The sequence below is a fragment of the Mycobacterium sp. genome, from assembly GCF_965229105.1.
Lineage (GTDB): Bacteria > Actinomycetota > Actinomycetes > Mycobacteriales > Mycobacteriaceae > Mycobacterium.
Map to the genome: position 1 here is coordinate 1,541,247 of NZ_OZ245858.1, position 15,177 is coordinate 1,556,423.

Consider the following 15,177-nt stretch of genomic DNA (forward strand, 5'->3'; position numbering starts at 1 on the left):
ATCCGTCCGTCGGGTCGTCCTCTTATACCCGTTTAATATGTGTGGTCACTGAACTTTTACTGGAGGTCGGTCAGACGTGAAGAAGCTCTTCGTGCTCGGCGCAAGCGCGGTTGGTGCCGCCGGCGCGTCAATGGCCCTGTTCGGTACCGGTATCGCCTCTGCAGATAGCTACGCGGGCCAGTCGTACGCCGATGCGTCGTCGGCCGCCAGCGATGCGGGTCAAACCGTGACCATCGCCTCGCGGGTCGGATCGCTGCCGGATGACGAGTGCTCGGTGAGCCGCTCGCAGACCGCGCCCTTCCTCGGTTCCGATTTCGTGTCTCACGTATCGGGCGCGGTGCAGTTCTATCTGAACTGCACCGGCGCCTACGCCCAGGCCGGTGTCGCTGGCGCCTCGCTGGCCAGCCCGGAAGGGCGGGCCGCCAAGGCCGCCGCCGACGAGGCTGAGGCCGAGGCCGCTGCGCAGCAGAACGAGTCCGATGAGCTCCTGGCCGCCGGTAATGAGCCCGGTGCGACCACTCCCGACGTCGCAGGCGGCTAGTCAGAACTCGTGCAATTGAGCCGGATCGTCATGGGATGGCGGTCCGGCTCAATAGCATGCTGACGCAGTAGTCGATGAACTCTTCACGGCTGGCGTTCAATCGTCCGTCGAGATATGCGGTGAAGAGTGCTGTCAGCGCACCCAGCAGGCTGGTCGCGGCCATCCGTTGAGTGACCGGATCTGTCATCTCCGTGATCGCGGTCAGCGTGCGCTGGATCAGATCGATGAAATTCGGCATCCACTCCGCGCCTGAGCGGGTCAGTACCGGTTCCACCTGAGGGGCCAGCAGCAGCACCCGGCCGCGGACGGGGTCGTCGACCACGAGGGCGACAAAACCTTCTACCGCTTCACGCGCGGTCGTCGCCGACATCAGTGCATCCATCGCCCGTTGGCATACATCGTCATATACAGCCCTGACGTATTCGTCACGGTCAGTGAAGCTTTCGTAGAAATAGCGTTCGGTGAGATTCGCCTGGCGGCACACCGCCCTGACGGTGACAGCGGATCCCGTTGCGCTACCGAGAAGCTGGACTCCGGCATCGAGCAGGTCGCCCCGGCGCCGCGCTTGACGGTCCTCAAGCGGGACGCCTGACCAGCGACCGCGGCGTTGACCGGACGTCACATCACTCCTAGACTCAAGATCTGACAACGTGTGTAGTCAGTAAAGGTTTACCGATAGGACAATGTTCCAGTGACTCAAGATACGTCTGACGCAGCGCCGCTGACCAGTGGGGATTCCGTCGCGCCGGCTCAGGGCTGTCCGATGTCAGCGGCGGGTTACGAGGCGCCGCCGCAGCCGCTCGGGCCGGAATCGTTGACCTGGAAGTACTTCGGTGACTGGCGCGGGATGCTGCAGGGACCATGGGCGGGGTCGATGCAGAATATGCATCCGCAGCTCGGTGCGGCGGTCGAGGAGCATTCGATCTTCTTCACCGAACGCTGGCCCCGGCTGTTGCGGTCGCTGTATCCGATCGGCGGTGTGGTGTTCGACGGTGACCGGGCGCCGGCCACCGGGGCTGAGGTGCGCGACTATCACATCGATATCAAAGGTGTTGACGCCCAAGGCCGTCGGTATCACGCACTGAATCCCGATGTCTTCTACTGGGCGCATTCCACCTTCTTCGTCGGAACGCTGATCGTGGCCGACCGGCTGTGCCTCGGCGGCATCAGCGAAGCCGATAAGCGCCAACTGTTCGAAGAACATGTCGCCTGGTACCGGATGTACGGCATGAGCATGCGACCGGTCCCCGAGTCGTGGGAGGCGTTCCAGGCTTATTGGGAGCACATGTGCACCGAGGTGTTGGAGAACAACTGGGCCGCCCGCGAGGTCCTCAACCTCGATGAGCTACCGAAGCCGCCGTTCACCCCATGGATGCCCGACAGTCTCTGGGCGCTGCAGCGCCGGCTGATCGTCAAACCGTTATTCGTCTGGTTCACCGTCGGCCTCTACCACCCGGCGATCCGCAAGCTGATGGGTTACTCGTGGTCGGCGCGCGACGAATGGCTGCACCGACGCCTGGGCAACGTCGTGGGCCTGGTCTTCAGCCTGCTGCCGAAACGGGCCAGGATGCACCCCAGGGGCCGGACCGGCTGGGACCGGGCCACGGGACGGCTGCCCGCGGACGCGCCGCTGGTGCACACCCCGGCCCGCAACCTACCGCCGGTCGAACACCGCGATAACGGGATGCACTACAGCCCAACGGTTTGAGTGGGCCGTCCCGGCGAGTTGAACCAGCCAGTGAGCCACCGCGTGTTCTGATGGGGAGACCGTCGGACTGCGGGGTGAGGCAATGGCAATCGCATGGCTTATCGGTCCACCGCTTGCTGTCGCATACGCGATATTGATGTTGCGTGGCGCGACCATGCTGGCCCGGTCCTGGGAGCGCCGCCATCCCTACCGTGACGGCAGTTGACATTCATAACCTGACCGCACCGCTACGGTAGACATCATGTTCGTCACCGAACTGCTCGGCGGCCGCTATGAGTTGCGGGGCATCATCGGCCGTGGCGGCATGGCAGAAGTTCACGAAGGCTGGGATACCCATACCGGTCAGATCGTGGCAATCAAGTTGCTCTATCCCGGTTTTGACACCCATCCCGACTATTTGCGCCGCTTCTGGTCGGAGGCACAGTCGGCATCGGTGTTGCACCATCCCAACATCGTCACCGTCTACGGCAGCGGCGAACATCGCGGCGCGCCGTTCATCGTCATGGAGCGTCTTCCGGGCCGCAGCCTGGCCGACCTGATCATGCAGGGGCCGGTCGCGCCCGATTACGTCCGCAAGATGCTGTCTGACGTGCTGGCCGCCCTTTCCACTGCCCACGCCGCGGGCATCCTGCACCGCGATATCAAACCCGCCAATATTCTGTTCACCGCCGCCGGTGACGCCCAGGTCGCCGACTTCGGGCTGGCCAAGGGGCCGGACACGCACCGCACCGATACCGGTCAGATCATGGGCACGATGGCCTATATGAGTCCAGAGCGGCTCGCAGGCAGGCTCGCCACCGTCGAGGACGATCTGTATGCCGTCGGCGTTTGCGGCTACGAAGCGTTGACCGGGCGGCGGGCCTTTCCGGAGGAGAACCTGATGGCGCTGGCCAACGCCATCACCTCGAACCCGCCCGTTCCGGTCTCGATTCTGCGGCCCGATATCGATCCGCAGCTGTCGGCGATCGTCGACCGGGCGATGACTCATGAGGCACCTGCGAGGTTTCCCAGCGCCCAGGTGATGTGGGCTGAGTTGGCCAACGTCGGCGGTGACCCCGTGACGGGGCCGATCCCGGTGTATCGGCCGCGGCTGCCCCCGACCCCCGAGCGACCGGTGCTGCTGATGCCGCCGCCGGAGTTCCGGCAGCGTCGCACCGGGCGCCTGGTGCTGTTGGTCGGGCTGCTCGTCGCGCTGGTGGTCGGGGCGGTCGCGTTCGTCCTCGGCGCCGCCAGTCAACGGACCCCGCCGGATCCGGCGCCCGCCGTCATCAGTATCGCGCCGGCCGCGGTGACCGGCGGTAGCTAGCCTGCGAGCCCGTGCAGGAGGTCGGCGAGTTGGGCTGGGCGGGACAGAAACGGCGAGTGGTCGCCGGGCAGCTCGACGAGCGTGGCGTCGAGTCGGTCCCGGGCGACGGTCCGGGACCAGTCCGGGCTGACCATCTGGTCCTGCGCGCACACCACGTAGGTGCGATCGGTCGGCGGGAACCGCTCGAGTGCAAACGGTACCGAATACGGGTACAGCGCTTGCGGGCGTAGCCGTGCGAAGGCCTGTGCGGCGGTGTCGGCCTCGGCGTCACCGAAGAGCAGCTGCACGGTCAAGTCCTCATCGATCCAGGCATTGCGGCGCTGCTCGTCGGGTTTACTCAAGGCCTGCAACGACATCGGGTTGAGCATGTCGGTGGTCTCGCGCATCTGGTCGCGCAGGGCGCGGCCGATTTCGGGCACCAGAGCGCAGAGGTAAACCAGGTGTCGGACCGGCCGGCGGGCGGCGACCAGCGGGATGGTGTTCCCGCCCAAAGAGTGGCCCACGACGACCAGGTCGTCGTCATCGTCGGGTGCATGGGCAGCGTCAGCGAGTGCCGCGCAGACGACGTCGGCGTAATCGGAGAAGCTGGCCGACGGGTCATCACAAGGCAGATCGGGGGCGATCACGCGATGGCCGCGTTGCTCGAGCAGGGGGGTCAGCTTCTCCCAACACCATCCGCCGTGCCAGGCGCCGTGGACTAACGCGAAGGTGGTCACCTGATGAGCCTTGCATGGCTTAGCCGCGGTTCCACTGGTGGTGGTGATGAATCGAGGTGCCCGGCTGGGGCACGTTGCTCTGGTGCGGGAAGGCGGGGTGCTGGACTGGGCGGCTGATGGAGCTGCTGGGGCCGGTATTGGTGATGACGGTGTCGGCGTGGCCCACGGCGGCGGTGCCAAGGGCGATCATGATGGGGGCGGCGAGCAGGGCGGCGCCGGCGGCGATGCGGGCGTTGATGGCGTTCATGTGAATCTCCTTGTGCAAGTGGACTTTTAAGTTCCTTGGCCGCTGTGTTCCGGCGATGACTCAACTATGTCCCACTCATCTGCGTCGATCTGTCGGCCGACCGGCCCCTTCGTCGGATGAACCTCCTGTCCACTGATCGGAGGACAGGTTTTCGAGTTGAGCCCGATATCGATGCGGCGTCCGCGGACTGGCAGCACAGCAGCCGCCGACAACACCAACCCCGGCAACCCGCAGATTTGCTGAACTCGGCTCACGTCGTGCCCTATGGTGATCTAGGTCACTTTCGACCCTGCCGCCTCAGGTCAGGACCGATGTACCTGGGGGGTCGATGTCGTCAGCGAAGATCATGATCGCGTTGGGTGCCGCCGCGGCGGGCTTCTGTGTTTTCGCTGTCTGGATGGTCTCGGGCTGGGGTGGCGCAGGTATCGTCCGGGTCGTCAGCGACGTGGGTTTCCTCCTGGTTGAACTGTTCGCGATCACCTGCGCGGTACTGGCGGCGCGCTCGGCTCGTGGCCGACAACGGATGGCCTGGATTGCCTTGGCGGCCGGCCTCGTGGGGTATGCCGCAGGCGACGCAGTCTGGGCTTACTACGAGTTGTGGCGCGGGCTTGAGGCTGCGCCGTATCCGTCGATTGGCGATATCGGATATTTGCTGTACCCGGTGGGGGTCTGCGCGGCACTGCTGCTTTTTCCGATCGGCGCCCCGGGCCAGTCACAGGCTCGGCTGGTGCTAGACGGGGTCATCGTCGCGGGATCGCTTTTCGTGATCAGCTGGGTGTCCGGTCTCGATGAGGTTTTCGTCAGCGGAGACGAGACCGTGGTGGCCTTCGCTGTTTCGCTGGCCTATCCGATAGCCGATGTGGTGATGCTTTCGGTCGCGCTACTGGTGTTGACCAGAGCGCGGGCTGATCAGCGCGTATGGATGTCGCTGCTGACCCTCGGCATCACTCTGGCCGCAGTGGCCGATACCGCGTTCGTGTTTCTCAACGCCGATGACGGTTACGCCAGCGGCAATCTCATCGACGTGCCCTGGTTTGCTGGTCTCCTGCTGATTGCGATGGCCGCGTTGCTTGCGCCGCGGTCATCGGACGTCGATCTGCCGCCCTCGCGGGCCGCCGCACAATGGCCGCTCTGGCTGATCTACCCGCCAGTTGTGCTTGCCACCACCGCCACCGTGCTGTCCCTGGCGGCGGAGACCGGATCGGTCACCTTGTTGGTCGGAGCGTTCATCGTGATCAATGCCGTGCTGGGGCGGCAGTACCTGGTGATCGCCGACAACCGCCGACTGCTGGCCAAGGTGGCAGATCAGGCGTTTCGCGACCCGCTCACCGGGCTGGCGAATCGTGCGCTGTTTCAGGACCGGTTGACACACGCTGTGGCGTTGCAGATGCGGGATGCGCGGGAGGTGGCGGTGCTGTCACTGGACCTCGACGATTTCAAACTGGTCAACGACGCCCTCGGACATCCGGCCGGCGATGAGCTCCTGACCGCGATTGCCCAGCGGCTCCTTGCCAGTACCCAGACCGGTGACACGGTGGCCCGTCTCGGCGGCGACGAGTTCGCCATCCTCATCGAGGATGGTGCCGATGCGTCGGTGGTTCTCGCCCAGCGGGTGCTCGAGGCGTTCGACGAGCCGTTCGTCATCGACGGTCAGCCGTTGTTCATGCTCCCCAGCATCGGGCTGGCGTCCGGAGCGAATGCGGAGAGCCCGGAGGAGGCGGCCGTCGCCTTGCTCAAACAGGCTGATATTGCGATGTATTCGGCGAAACGAGAGCGCGCCGGTGTTGTGCGGATCTTCAGCGCGGACATGATTTTGATCGATATCGACGAACTTGATCTTCCGCGGGAGCCGCGCAGTGCTCAGCGCGGCGGAAGGTCGGCGGGGATGCAGCTACTCGCGCAGTTGCGCCGGGCGATCGCCGACGATGAGTTGACCCTCGTCTACCAACCGAAGTTCGCCGTGTCGACCGGGCAGATCGTCGGCGTCGAGGCGTTGGTTCGCTGGCCTCATCCCGAGCGGGGGCTGCTGATGCCGGACCAGTTCCTGCCTCTGGTCCGCCAACACGGACTCATGGGCGCGGTGACCGATCTGGTTCTACGTCGCGGGGTTGCGGACGCGGCCAGTTGGTACGCCGGGGGCTTCGGAGTCCAACTCGCGGTGAATCTGTTCCCGCCATCGCTGGCCGACGCCGCGCTGCCGCGTCAGATCGCCGGGATCCTCGCCGATTGGAAGCTGCCGCCCGAGTACTTCATGGTCGAGATCACCGAGGAGATTCTGGTCGGCAATGCGGACCGGGCGCGCGTCGTCCTCAACAGGCTGCGGGACTCTGGTGTCCGCATTGCACTCGACGACTTCGGGATCGGCTACTCGGCGCTGAGTTATCTGCGCGAGCTGCCGATCGACCAGCTCAAGCTCGACCGGCAGTTCATCGCGCCGATCCTGGTCGACGAGCGGGCGGCAGCGATCGTGCGGATGATCATCGAACTGGCCCACACCCTTGGCATGACTGTCGTGGCGGAGGGAATCGAAAATGCTGCGGCAGCTGCCAGAGTCGCAGAATACGGCTGCGACATCATCCAGGCCCATCTCTACAGCCCACCGGTGTCTGTCGAAGCGGTGGTGAAACTGCTGTCGGCCAAGAGTCTGGCGGGCGGGCCGCGCCAGCCGACAACCTGACGTGGACGTCTGCGTGGTGCCCCCACTAGGACTCGAACCTAGGACCTGCGGATTAAAAGTCCGTAGCTCTACCAACTGAGCTATAGGGGCAATGGAACTGGACCCGGACGAGGATACAGTGCCGCTCCCGCGACACCGGAACGGTGCTCGTTTGAGGATTCGGCATGCTGTGCCCTAAGCTATCCAAGCTCCCGGCGCGAAGCGTTGTGAGTACCCCGGAGTGATTCGGATTAGGCCCCCATCGTCTAGTGGCCTAGGACGCCGCCCTTTCACGGCGGTAGCACGGGTTCGAATCCCGTTGGGGGTACGCAACGCGGAAACGCGGAGCTGTAGTACAGATAGGCAAGCAGTACACGCAGGAAAGCAAGGCCCTGTGGCGCAGTTGGTTAGCGCGCCGCCCTGTCACGGCGGAGGTCGCGGGTTCGAGTCCCGTCAGGGTCGCCATTTTCGGCGAGGCACGTCTTCGGTTCTGTTCTGCCGGTGCCTTCCGGCCAGGTAGCTCAGTTGGTACGAGCGTCCGCCTGAAAAGCGGAAGGTCGCCGGTTCGATCCCGGCCCTGGCCACTCAGTATCACTGCAGCAGAGCTCAGCCGCATTCCGGCTCGCCTGGCCAAGCTCACAGCTGATGCCCAACTTGCGGACCCACAATCGGCGAGCATGTCCAATGAACGGCTATCGCGGGCAAGGCAGTTGGCCGAGGCGATGTGCAAGGAACCGCCGCGCGCACTTGCCGACGGTCACGTCCACACCGCCACTGAGGTGGCCGCCATGCTCCGTGCCCTCGGTATCGCTCTGGTGGAGGTCGAGCAGCCGACGCAGATGATCGCGGCGAGGCTGATGGCCGTCGCGCGGCGTTACACCGCGGAGGACGTGCGGGTGGTCGTGCTTCCGAGGGTGCTGTTCATTCAGGTGGGCACGGTGGGCTACGAGGTAGACGTGGCGACTCGTTCCACGACGCAACTGGACGTGGCCGGCCGTGTCGACGACATCGCCGAACTCGCGGCCGCGGGGGCGATTACCCCCGTCGACGCCATTGCCGAGTTGCAGGCTGCTCGATCGATGCGGCCTCGGTTCGGGCCGATGGTCGTCGTCATCGGCTACGCCATCACCACCGTCGGGTTCGGCATGCTGACCGATCCCAGCTGGCGGCTCCTGGCGGCGTATGCACTGCTGGGTGCGGTCGTCGGCATCGTCGAATTGCTCGGCCGACCGTTCCCCCGACTGGCTCCGGTACTCCCGACCGCCGCCGCCACGGTCGTCACCGCCCTGGCCACAGTCATTGGGCCTGCCGGGGGAGATAGCGGGCTCCTGCGACTCATCGGGCCCGCACTCATTGCCATCCTGCCGGGCATGGCGTTGACGCTCGGGGCCATGGAGCTGGCCGGCTCGTCAATCGTTGCCGGAGCGAGCCGACTGGTCTACGGCGTCGTTCAGTTGATGCTGATCGTGTTCGGGGTGTCGCTCGGACTGCACGTCCTGCCGCCCGGGCAGCCACACCCGACGGGAAGCCCCATCGGCGCCTGGTCGGCGGACGTCGCGATCATCGTCATCGCCATCGGTTTGTACATCCACCTCTCTGCACCGCGCGGTTCGTTGGCCTGGCTCATCGCTGCTGTCGGCTTGGCGCTCCTCGGGCAGAAGGTCGGCGGCCTGTTCCTGTCGCCGACGCATGCCGGAGCGGTCGCGGCGTTTCTGGTGGTCCCCTTCGCCGCGATGGCGGCGCGCATCAAGACCTCACCGCCGGCCTTGGTGATGATGCTCGCCGCCTTCTGGGCGCTCGCACCCAGCGCGGTGAGCTTTGAGTCCCTTGGCGAGGCCGTCAGCCTGGGAAGTGACGCGCTGCCCATTGTCAGCCGGTGCATCGCGGCCATCTTCTCGATCGCTCTGGGAACGCTCATCGGGTGGAGTGTGTTCAATCCGGCGTCCCGTGCCACGTCGACGACCATCGAGGAGATCGCCTTCACAGGCGGGCTGAGGCGGCAGACGTTCTTGTCGTGACGGTGGGTCGTGGATCAGATCGGGCCGGCCGCCGTGTCCGGAAGACCGCAGGCGCGGTTGAGCCCGGCGCGCGTCAGCGTGACGCGCGAGGCCACGGTGTCGTCAAACGTCCGGGCGGCCAGCGCAATGAGCTCGACACGCTTCGCGGTGATGTAGGAGTGGGCTGCTCGTGTCACCGGAGCGGGATCAGTCGCGGCGACGTGCGAAGCGAATAGGTCAAGAGCGTGGCTCACCACCGCGCCGTGATCACGAGCGTTCGTCCCGCCGGAGGGCGTATCCCAGTACCACCCTGGGGGCAGCGCGGACGCCGTGTCGATGCTGCGCTTGGCGGCAGGCCACGCCGCGCAGGTGGTGTTCGCCGAACCGAGGGAGGAGAAGAACAGTGGTGACGTCGACTCTCGGTGGGCCCCGCTGCACATGATCGTGTTTGTGCTGACTGCGGTGAAGGCCACCACTGCGGCGGCCGCCGCCAGTGTCGCCACGTTCATCGCGATACGCCTACGGCGCATGGGGCGGACCGGAGGGCGGCTATCGGGTCTCCTGGTCGACGGGCTTTCCCATCCCATGCGGCCCAAGTCTTCTGGATGGACCAGGCAGGCACATGTACCAGCGATGTGAATCGCCTGGCGATGCCGGCAGTTTCTGACGACGGTATGCCACAGCAACTTCGAAGGATCGGTTGATCAGGATGTGAGTATGACGCCGTCGATAACGGATGTCGCTACCTCCGTATGGGCGGACGGCACCTTCCGACACCATGTAGGTGGCCTGTCGTTGATTCACGGGTGGCTCCCGGCGATCACGCAGCTGGTGGCGGCGCTCCTGGTGGTCGGGTCAATGCGCCGTCGCTCGCCACGCTGGCGCGCCCGATGGCTGCCGTTGTCGGTAACGGCGGGAATCGGACTTTCGGTGTGGGCGCACTGGTACATCGCGTCAGTGGGGGTGGCCGGCGACCCGGCGCCGCGGAGACTGTGGATCTGGATTGGGCTGTCTGGTTTCACATTCGGTGCGCTGGTACTGGGCTGGAGCACTTCACAGTGGCCCCTCCGATTGGTGTCCATGGTGTCGGTGTTGGGTTGCGTGTCGAGCTCAGTGTTGGCGATCAACTCCTGGGTCGGATACTTCCCCTCAGTGCACAGCGCCTGGAATCAGCTGACCGCGGGCTCACTGCCGGACGAGGTCGACCGTGTCACGGTGACCGCGATGCAGCTGACCGGCACTCAGCCGAGCAAGGGTGTCGTCGTACCTGTGAGCATCAGCGCTGAGGCATCGCAGTTCACGCACCGCCAAGAACTGGTCTACCTCCCACCTGCCTGGTTCGCGAGCAACCCGCCCCCTCGGTTGCCTACGGTGATGATGATCGGTGCTGAACTGAACACCCCCGCGGACTGGCTGCGAGCCGGCAATGCGGTGACCACGGTCGATGACTTCGCCTCCGCGCACAGCGGTTTCGCCCCGGTGCTGGTGTTCGTCGATCCGACCGGGTCGTTTGACAACGACACCGAGTGCGTGAATGGCGGCCGCGGTAACGCTTCCGCCCATCTAACCAAAGATGTTGTTCCCTATATGATTTCGAACTTTGGTGTGAGTTCGAATCGGGTCAACTGGGGGATCCTGGGATGGTCGATGGGCGGTACCTGTGCGATCACCCTAACTGCCAGGCATCCAGAGGACTTCAGTGCTTTCGTGGACATCTCGGGGGACCTCGGCCCGAATTCGGGCACGAAGGCAGAGACCATCGACCGGTTGTTCGGCGGCGATGCCAACGCGTGGGCGGCATTCGATCCGACCACCGTCCTCGCTCGACACGGTCGCTATGCCGGGGTGTCGGGATGGTTCGATGTCGCCGGCGGCTCGGGGAACGCCAACGCGATGGCACCAGACCCGGCCGGCAATCCCGAAGGTCAGGACCTCGCCGCACATACGTTGTGCGCACTCGGCCGCGCAGAGGGCATTCGGTGCGTGGTCGTGACGCAACCGGGCAGGCACGACTGGCCCTTTGCCGCCACCGCCTTCGCCGATGCTCTGCCCTGGCTGGCGGGGCGTCTCGGTACCCCAGAAGTGCCTCGAGTGCCGTTGCCGGGGCTGGCGCCGGATTCCGCTGCCGCGATATCCGGAGGACACATCGAAGCAGCCGGACGGTAGCGCGAAAGTCCGCGAGGACGGTCGTCGTTCTTTATCGAATCTTCACAGAATGACCAATCGAGCCATACCCGCGATGCGCACGCTCGAAGTCAGGCCGCGTCATACATCGTCGGCCGTGATTCGAGGAAAGGGCTTGTTGTGATCAGTAGGAAGTCTCTGGCAGTCGCTGCGGCCAGCCTGGCGGTGCTGCTGACCGTCGGCGCCTGTAGCAGTACCGGCACTACCCAAGGGGCTCAGTCGTCGGCACCGGCGTCGTCTTCGGTGTCGTCCACCGAAGCCCACAATCAGGCCGACGCCATGTTTGCTCAGCACATGATCCCTCATCACCAGCAGGCCATCGAAATGAGTGACATGGTGCTGGGCAAACAGGGGATCGATCCGCGAGTGTTGGATCTGGCCAACCAGATCAAAGCGGCTCAGGCTCCTGAGATCGAGGAGATGCAGACCTGGCTGACGCAGTGGGGGATGCCGAAAATGCCGATGATGTCCGGGACCGGCGGGATGCCTGGCATGAACGGAATGCCTGGAATGGACGGAATGCCCGGGATGAGCGGAATGATGTCCGAGGAAGATATGACGGCACTGCAGAATGCTCAGGGAGTCGCCGCCACCAAGATGTACCTGACCCAGATGATCGAGCATCACCAGGGCGCAATCACCATGGCGCAGAACGAGATCGACGACGGTCAGTACCCCGCCACCATCACGTTGGCGCGCTCGATCGTCACCAGCCAGCAGCGGGAGATCGACACCATGAACAAGATCCTGGGGTCGCTTTAACCACCTGTGGCGTCAGAACGAACAGGCAACGTGATCGTGAAACTGCTACCCAGACCAGTACCGCGGCTGGATGCCGTGATGTGGCCGCCGTGGCCTTCAATGAGGGCTCTGGCGATAGCCAGCCCGATTCCGGCACCGCCGTGGCTGCGGTCTCGCGCCGCATCGACGCGGTAGAAGCGGTCGAACACGTGTGGCAGGTGCTCGGCGGCGATGCCATCACCGCTGTCGGTCACCGTGATCGTCAATTCGCTGACGCCGACCGCCGCGATCACGTCGACGCGGCCCCCCGGCGGAGTGTGCCTAAGGGCGTTGTCGAGAAGGTTGTCGATCACCTGGGCAAGGCGCAACGGGTCTGCCCACACCTGCGGCAACCGGTTCGCGACATCGAGGATCAGCTCGACGTCCTTGGCGGCGTATCGATCGGCGGCGGTGGACGCGGTGGCGGCGATCACGGCGTTGGGGTCGATCCACTTCGGTGCTATCGCGCCGGGACTTTCTTCGGCCGCAGCGAGCGCAGCGAAGTCCTCGGAGAAGCGCACCAACCGGCTGGCTTGATCGTTGAGCACGGCAATCGTCTCAGGGTCGAGCGCCTTGACCCCATCCTCGACGGCTTCGAGGTAGGCCATCAGTACCGAAACCGGTGTCCGGATCTCATGGGCGAGGTCACCGAAGAGTTGGCGCCGGGTGCTGTCGACCGATTCGAGCCGCTGCGCCATCCGATTGAACGCGCGAGATAAGTTCGCGAAATCTTCGCCCAGGCTCAGCGGTGACACGCGAATGTCGTAGCGGCCGTCAGCGACTGCGGTGGCAGCGGCGGCGACCTCGGTGATGGAACGCTGCAGCCGTCGGCTGAGATACCAGGTAACGAGCAGCGCGGTCAGCGCGGCGACCCCGACAGCGACGGCGATGGAGATGGCCGTGGCGTACCGGTAGGCCTGCTCGGCATGGAACTGTTCATTGGAGGAGTGGGCGAGCCCGGCACGGTGCAGATGTTCACGAAATAGTGGTGGGCCGACGATGGCAGCGACAATCGCTGTGGTCGCGCCGCTGGCGCAAAGCACCAGGGCTTGTGTCAGCAGTAGCCGCGCCCCGACGCCAGGACTGCGCCGCGACCCTCGGCGGGTGTGTGCCTCTTTCGTCATTGGCCGCTTCCCATTCGGTAGCCGACGCCGCGAACGGTGATCACATAGCGTGGATCAGCGGGGTCATCTGACAATTTGCGACGCAGGTGTCCGATATGAACGTCGACGAGATGCTCATTGCCTCCCCAGGAGTCTCCCCAGACTGCCTCGAGGAGTTGGGGTCGGCTCAACACCACCGCCGGCCGCGACGATAATGCGGCCAGGATGTCGAATTCGGTGCGGGTCAACAGGACTGGCGTGCCGTCGATGAAAACCTGTCGGCTCGCGACGTCGATGGACAACGGCCCGAACGTTCGCGGTGGTGGTTCTGTGGCAGCTGTCATCGGTGTTGCGACGGTGCGCGGCCGGCGCAGCATGGCCCGGATCCGCGCGACCAACTCGCGCGGGCTGAACGGTTTGGTGACGTAGTCGTCGGCTCCGACCGACAGGCCCACGACGGTGTCCAGCTCGCTATCTCGTGCCGTCAGCATCACCACATAGGCATCGGAGAAACCGCGAAGTTGGCGGCACACCTCAAGACCGTCGATGCCCGGCAGGGCGAGATCCAGGATGACCACATCCGGATCGATCTCACGGGCTTGCGACAATGCATCGGCGCCGTTGTGGGCAACGCTGACATCGAACTGCTCACGTCTGAGGTAGCTCGCCACGACTTCGGCAAGCGCCGCCTCATCGTCGACGACCAACGCTCGATAACCCGCGGGACGGGAGGCCGCTGAGGTATCCATGCCTCTATCGTGCCGCCCCGACGACGTGCGGGAACCCCCGCCGCGGAAACGGCTACCTGGGAATGACGAGCCCGTGCCTGCTCTCCCAGCCGAACTCCACGCTCTCTCCTTCATCACGAGGCTCTTCGCCGTCGTACAACAGTGCCGAGACCCGGCCGAACTCTGCGGACGAGATGACCACGCTGCGGCTGTTACCGAGGAACATCGATTCGGTGATGGTGCCGCTGCCCACGCGCTGAATACCTGGCCGCGGCGGCGTCGCACCAGGCGCCCAGACCCAGACGCGTTCGGGGCGAACGGCCACCATCGGCGCCTCGATCGATCCGTGTGCCGGCCCGCTGTATTCGGCGGCGAATCGGGCGCCGTCGGTGGCGACCTGCGCGGACCCCTCCGAGTGACTCTCGACGGTGACAGGCCACAGATTGACCTCGCCGACGAAGTTGGCGACAAAGGAGTCGCTGGGCCTGGTGTAGACCTCCTCGGGCGTGCCGACCTGCCGGATCTCCCCGTGGTTCATCACCACGACGCGATCCGACATCGTGAACGCCTCCTCCTGATCGTGGGTGACGTAGATCGTGGTGATCCCGGTTTCCTTCTGCACCCGCCGAATCTCGTGACCCAACTGCTGACGCAGCCGGCGGTCGAGCGCACCCAGCGGCTCATCGAGGAGAAGCACCTTGGGGACCGAAGAGATGGCGCGCCCGACGGCGACCCGCTGCTGCTGACCGCCGCTGAGTTGGTCGGGACGCCGTTTGGCCAGCGCCGTGAGTTCGACGAGCTCAAGAACTTCAGCGACGCGTGCTGAGGCCTGTTGTTGGGAAGTCTTGCGGACGTTGAGGGGAAAGCGGATGTTCTCCTCGGCAGTCAGATGGGGGAACAGCGCGTAATTCTGGAACACCAGCCCGATCTCCCGATTCTGGGGAGCGAGGTCGGTGACGTCGCGACCAGCGATGGTGATCGTGCCGGAGGTCGGCTCGATCAAACCGGCCAGGATGTGCAGAAGGGAACTCTTGCCCGAACCGCTGGGACCCAGCAGGGTGACGAATTCACCGGGACGCACGTCGAGGGAAACAGAGTCCAGGGCGGCGATGCCGGCGTACTCATGGTGCAGCTGACGAATCTCGATGTAGGCCGGTTCAGCCGTGGTGGTGATGGCGGGCGCGGTTTCGCTGTCGGTGGGCATAGGAACC

The 15,177-nt window shown here is 65.0% G+C and carries 15 protein-coding genes and 4 tRNA genes; 11 read left to right on the forward strand and 8 right to left on the reverse strand.

Features of this window, described 5'->3' with window-relative positions; translation table 11 throughout:
• Window positions 1-76 precede the first annotated feature (76 nt).
• Entirely contained in the window at window positions 77-541 is a 465-nt protein-coding gene (locus ADBZ9O_RS07445) for a hypothetical protein (RefSeq protein WP_526529839.1), read from the forward strand.
• Window positions 542-569: 28 nt separating this feature from the next.
• On the opposite strand, the gene ADBZ9O_RS07450 is transcribed toward ADBZ9O_RS07445, so the two are convergent.
• The gene (locus ADBZ9O_RS07450; protein ID WP_526529841.1) at window positions 570-1,163 is read right to left on the reverse strand and encodes a TetR/AcrR family transcriptional regulator; all 594 of its coding nucleotides are present in this window, start codon (window positions 1,161-1,163) and stop codon (window positions 570-572) included.
• Between the two features lie 69 nt (window positions 1,164-1,232).
• On the opposite strand from ADBZ9O_RS07450, the gene ADBZ9O_RS07455 reads away from it, so the two are divergent.
• From ADBZ9O_RS07455 to ADBZ9O_RS07465, 3 genes are all read left to right on the forward strand, one after another.
• Window positions 1,233-2,249, forward strand: a complete 1,017-nt coding sequence (locus ADBZ9O_RS07455; protein ID WP_526529843.1) for an oxygenase MpaB family protein — start codon at window positions 1,233-1,235, stop codon at window positions 2,247-2,249.
• 82 nt (window positions 2,250-2,331) lie between these two features.
• Entirely contained in the window at window positions 2,332-2,454 is a 123-nt protein-coding gene (locus ADBZ9O_RS07460) for a hypothetical protein (protein ID WP_526529845.1), read from the forward strand.
• Window positions 2,455-2,490: 36 nt separating this feature from the next.
• Window positions 2,491-3,555, forward strand: coding sequence for a serine/threonine-protein kinase (locus tag ADBZ9O_RS07465; RefSeq protein ID WP_526529847.1), 1,065 nt, complete (start codon window positions 2,491-2,493; stop codon window positions 3,553-3,555).
• On the opposite strand, the gene ADBZ9O_RS07470 is transcribed toward ADBZ9O_RS07465, so the two are convergent.
• Window positions 3,552-4,271: an alpha/beta fold hydrolase gene (locus ADBZ9O_RS07470; RefSeq protein WP_526529849.1), complete on the reverse strand. Its 720-nt coding sequence runs from the start codon at window positions 4,269-4,271 to the stop codon at window positions 3,552-3,554. The two genes, ADBZ9O_RS07465 and ADBZ9O_RS07470, sit on opposite strands and share 4 nt — an antisense overlap.
• A gap of 19 nt (window positions 4,272-4,290) precedes the next feature.
• Window positions 4,291-4,518 carry a hypothetical protein gene (locus ADBZ9O_RS07475; RefSeq protein ID WP_526529851.1) on the reverse strand — a complete coding sequence of 76 codons (228 nt, stop codon included), beginning with the start codon at window positions 4,516-4,518 and terminating at the stop codon, window positions 4,291-4,293.
• A gap of 328 nt (window positions 4,519-4,846) precedes the next feature.
• On the opposite strand from ADBZ9O_RS07475, the gene ADBZ9O_RS07480 reads away from it, so the two are divergent.
• A complete protein-coding gene (locus tag ADBZ9O_RS07480) occupies window positions 4,847-7,195 on the forward strand; it encodes a putative bifunctional diguanylate cyclase/phosphodiesterase (protein WP_526529853.1) in 2,349 nt (782 codons plus the stop codon).
• A gap of 14 nt (window positions 7,196-7,209) precedes the next feature.
• On the opposite strand, the gene ADBZ9O_RS07485 is transcribed toward ADBZ9O_RS07480, so the two are convergent.
• Window positions 7,210-7,285, reverse strand: a tRNA-Lys gene (locus ADBZ9O_RS07485).
• A gap of 144 nt (window positions 7,286-7,429) precedes the next feature.
• Between ADBZ9O_RS07485 and ADBZ9O_RS07490 the strand changes: the two genes are divergently transcribed.
• The 4 genes from ADBZ9O_RS07490 (at window position 7,430) to ADBZ9O_RS07505 (ending at window position 9,192) form a co-directional block, all read left to right on the forward strand.
• Window positions 7,430-7,502: transfer RNA gene (locus ADBZ9O_RS07490), tRNA-Glu, on the forward strand.
• 60 nt (window positions 7,503-7,562) lie between these two features.
• Window positions 7,563-7,639, forward strand: a tRNA-Asp gene (locus tag ADBZ9O_RS07495).
• A 45-nt stretch (window positions 7,640-7,684) separates the two neighbouring features.
• Window positions 7,685-7,758 (forward strand) — tRNA-Phe (locus ADBZ9O_RS07500).
• A gap of 93 nt (window positions 7,759-7,851) precedes the next feature.
• Window positions 7,852-9,192 carry a threonine/serine exporter family protein gene (locus ADBZ9O_RS07505; RefSeq protein WP_526529855.1) on the forward strand — a complete coding sequence of 447 codons (1,341 nt, stop codon included), beginning with the start codon at window positions 7,852-7,854 and terminating at the stop codon, window positions 9,190-9,192.
• A gap of 14 nt (window positions 9,193-9,206) precedes the next feature.
• Here ADBZ9O_RS07505 and ADBZ9O_RS07510 read toward each other — a convergent pair whose 3' ends face one another.
• The gene (locus tag ADBZ9O_RS07510) at window positions 9,207-9,680 is read right to left on the reverse strand and encodes a hypothetical protein (RefSeq protein WP_526529857.1); all 474 of its coding nucleotides are present in this window, start codon (window positions 9,678-9,680) and stop codon (window positions 9,207-9,209) included.
• Between the two features lie 208 nt (window positions 9,681-9,888).
• Here ADBZ9O_RS07510 and ADBZ9O_RS07515 point away from each other — a divergent pair, with 208 nt between their 5' ends.
• Both ADBZ9O_RS07515 and ADBZ9O_RS07520 read left to right on the forward strand, forming a co-directional pair.
• Window positions 9,889-11,337 (forward strand): alpha/beta hydrolase, encoded by a 1,449-nt coding sequence (locus ADBZ9O_RS07515; protein ID WP_526529859.1) that lies wholly within the window; start codon window positions 9,889-9,891, stop codon window positions 11,335-11,337.
• A 141-nt stretch (window positions 11,338-11,478) separates the two neighbouring features.
• Window positions 11,479-12,117, forward strand: a complete 639-nt coding sequence (locus ADBZ9O_RS07520; RefSeq protein ID WP_526532939.1) for a DUF305 domain-containing protein — start codon at window positions 11,479-11,481, stop codon at window positions 12,115-12,117.
• Here ADBZ9O_RS07520 and ADBZ9O_RS07525 read toward each other — a convergent pair.
• From ADBZ9O_RS07525 to ADBZ9O_RS07535, 3 genes are read right to left on the reverse strand one after another with little or no spacing between them, the layout of a single operon-like run.
• Entirely contained in the window at window positions 12,114-13,259 is a 1,146-nt protein-coding gene (locus tag ADBZ9O_RS07525; RefSeq protein WP_526529861.1) for a sensor histidine kinase, read from the reverse strand. The two genes, ADBZ9O_RS07520 and ADBZ9O_RS07525, sit on opposite strands and share 4 nt — an antisense overlap.
• Window positions 13,256-13,987, reverse strand: coding sequence for a response regulator (locus tag ADBZ9O_RS07530; protein ID WP_526529863.1), 732 nt, complete (start codon window positions 13,985-13,987; stop codon window positions 13,256-13,258). Before ADBZ9O_RS07530 ends, ADBZ9O_RS07525 begins: the two co-directional genes overlap by 4 nt.
• 52 nt (window positions 13,988-14,039) lie before the next feature.
• Window positions 14,040-15,170 carry an ABC transporter ATP-binding protein gene (locus ADBZ9O_RS07535; protein ID WP_526529865.1) on the reverse strand — a complete coding sequence of 377 codons (1,131 nt, stop codon included), beginning with the start codon at window positions 15,168-15,170 and terminating at the stop codon, window positions 14,040-14,042.
• Between the last annotated feature and the right edge of the window lie 7 nt (window positions 15,171-15,177).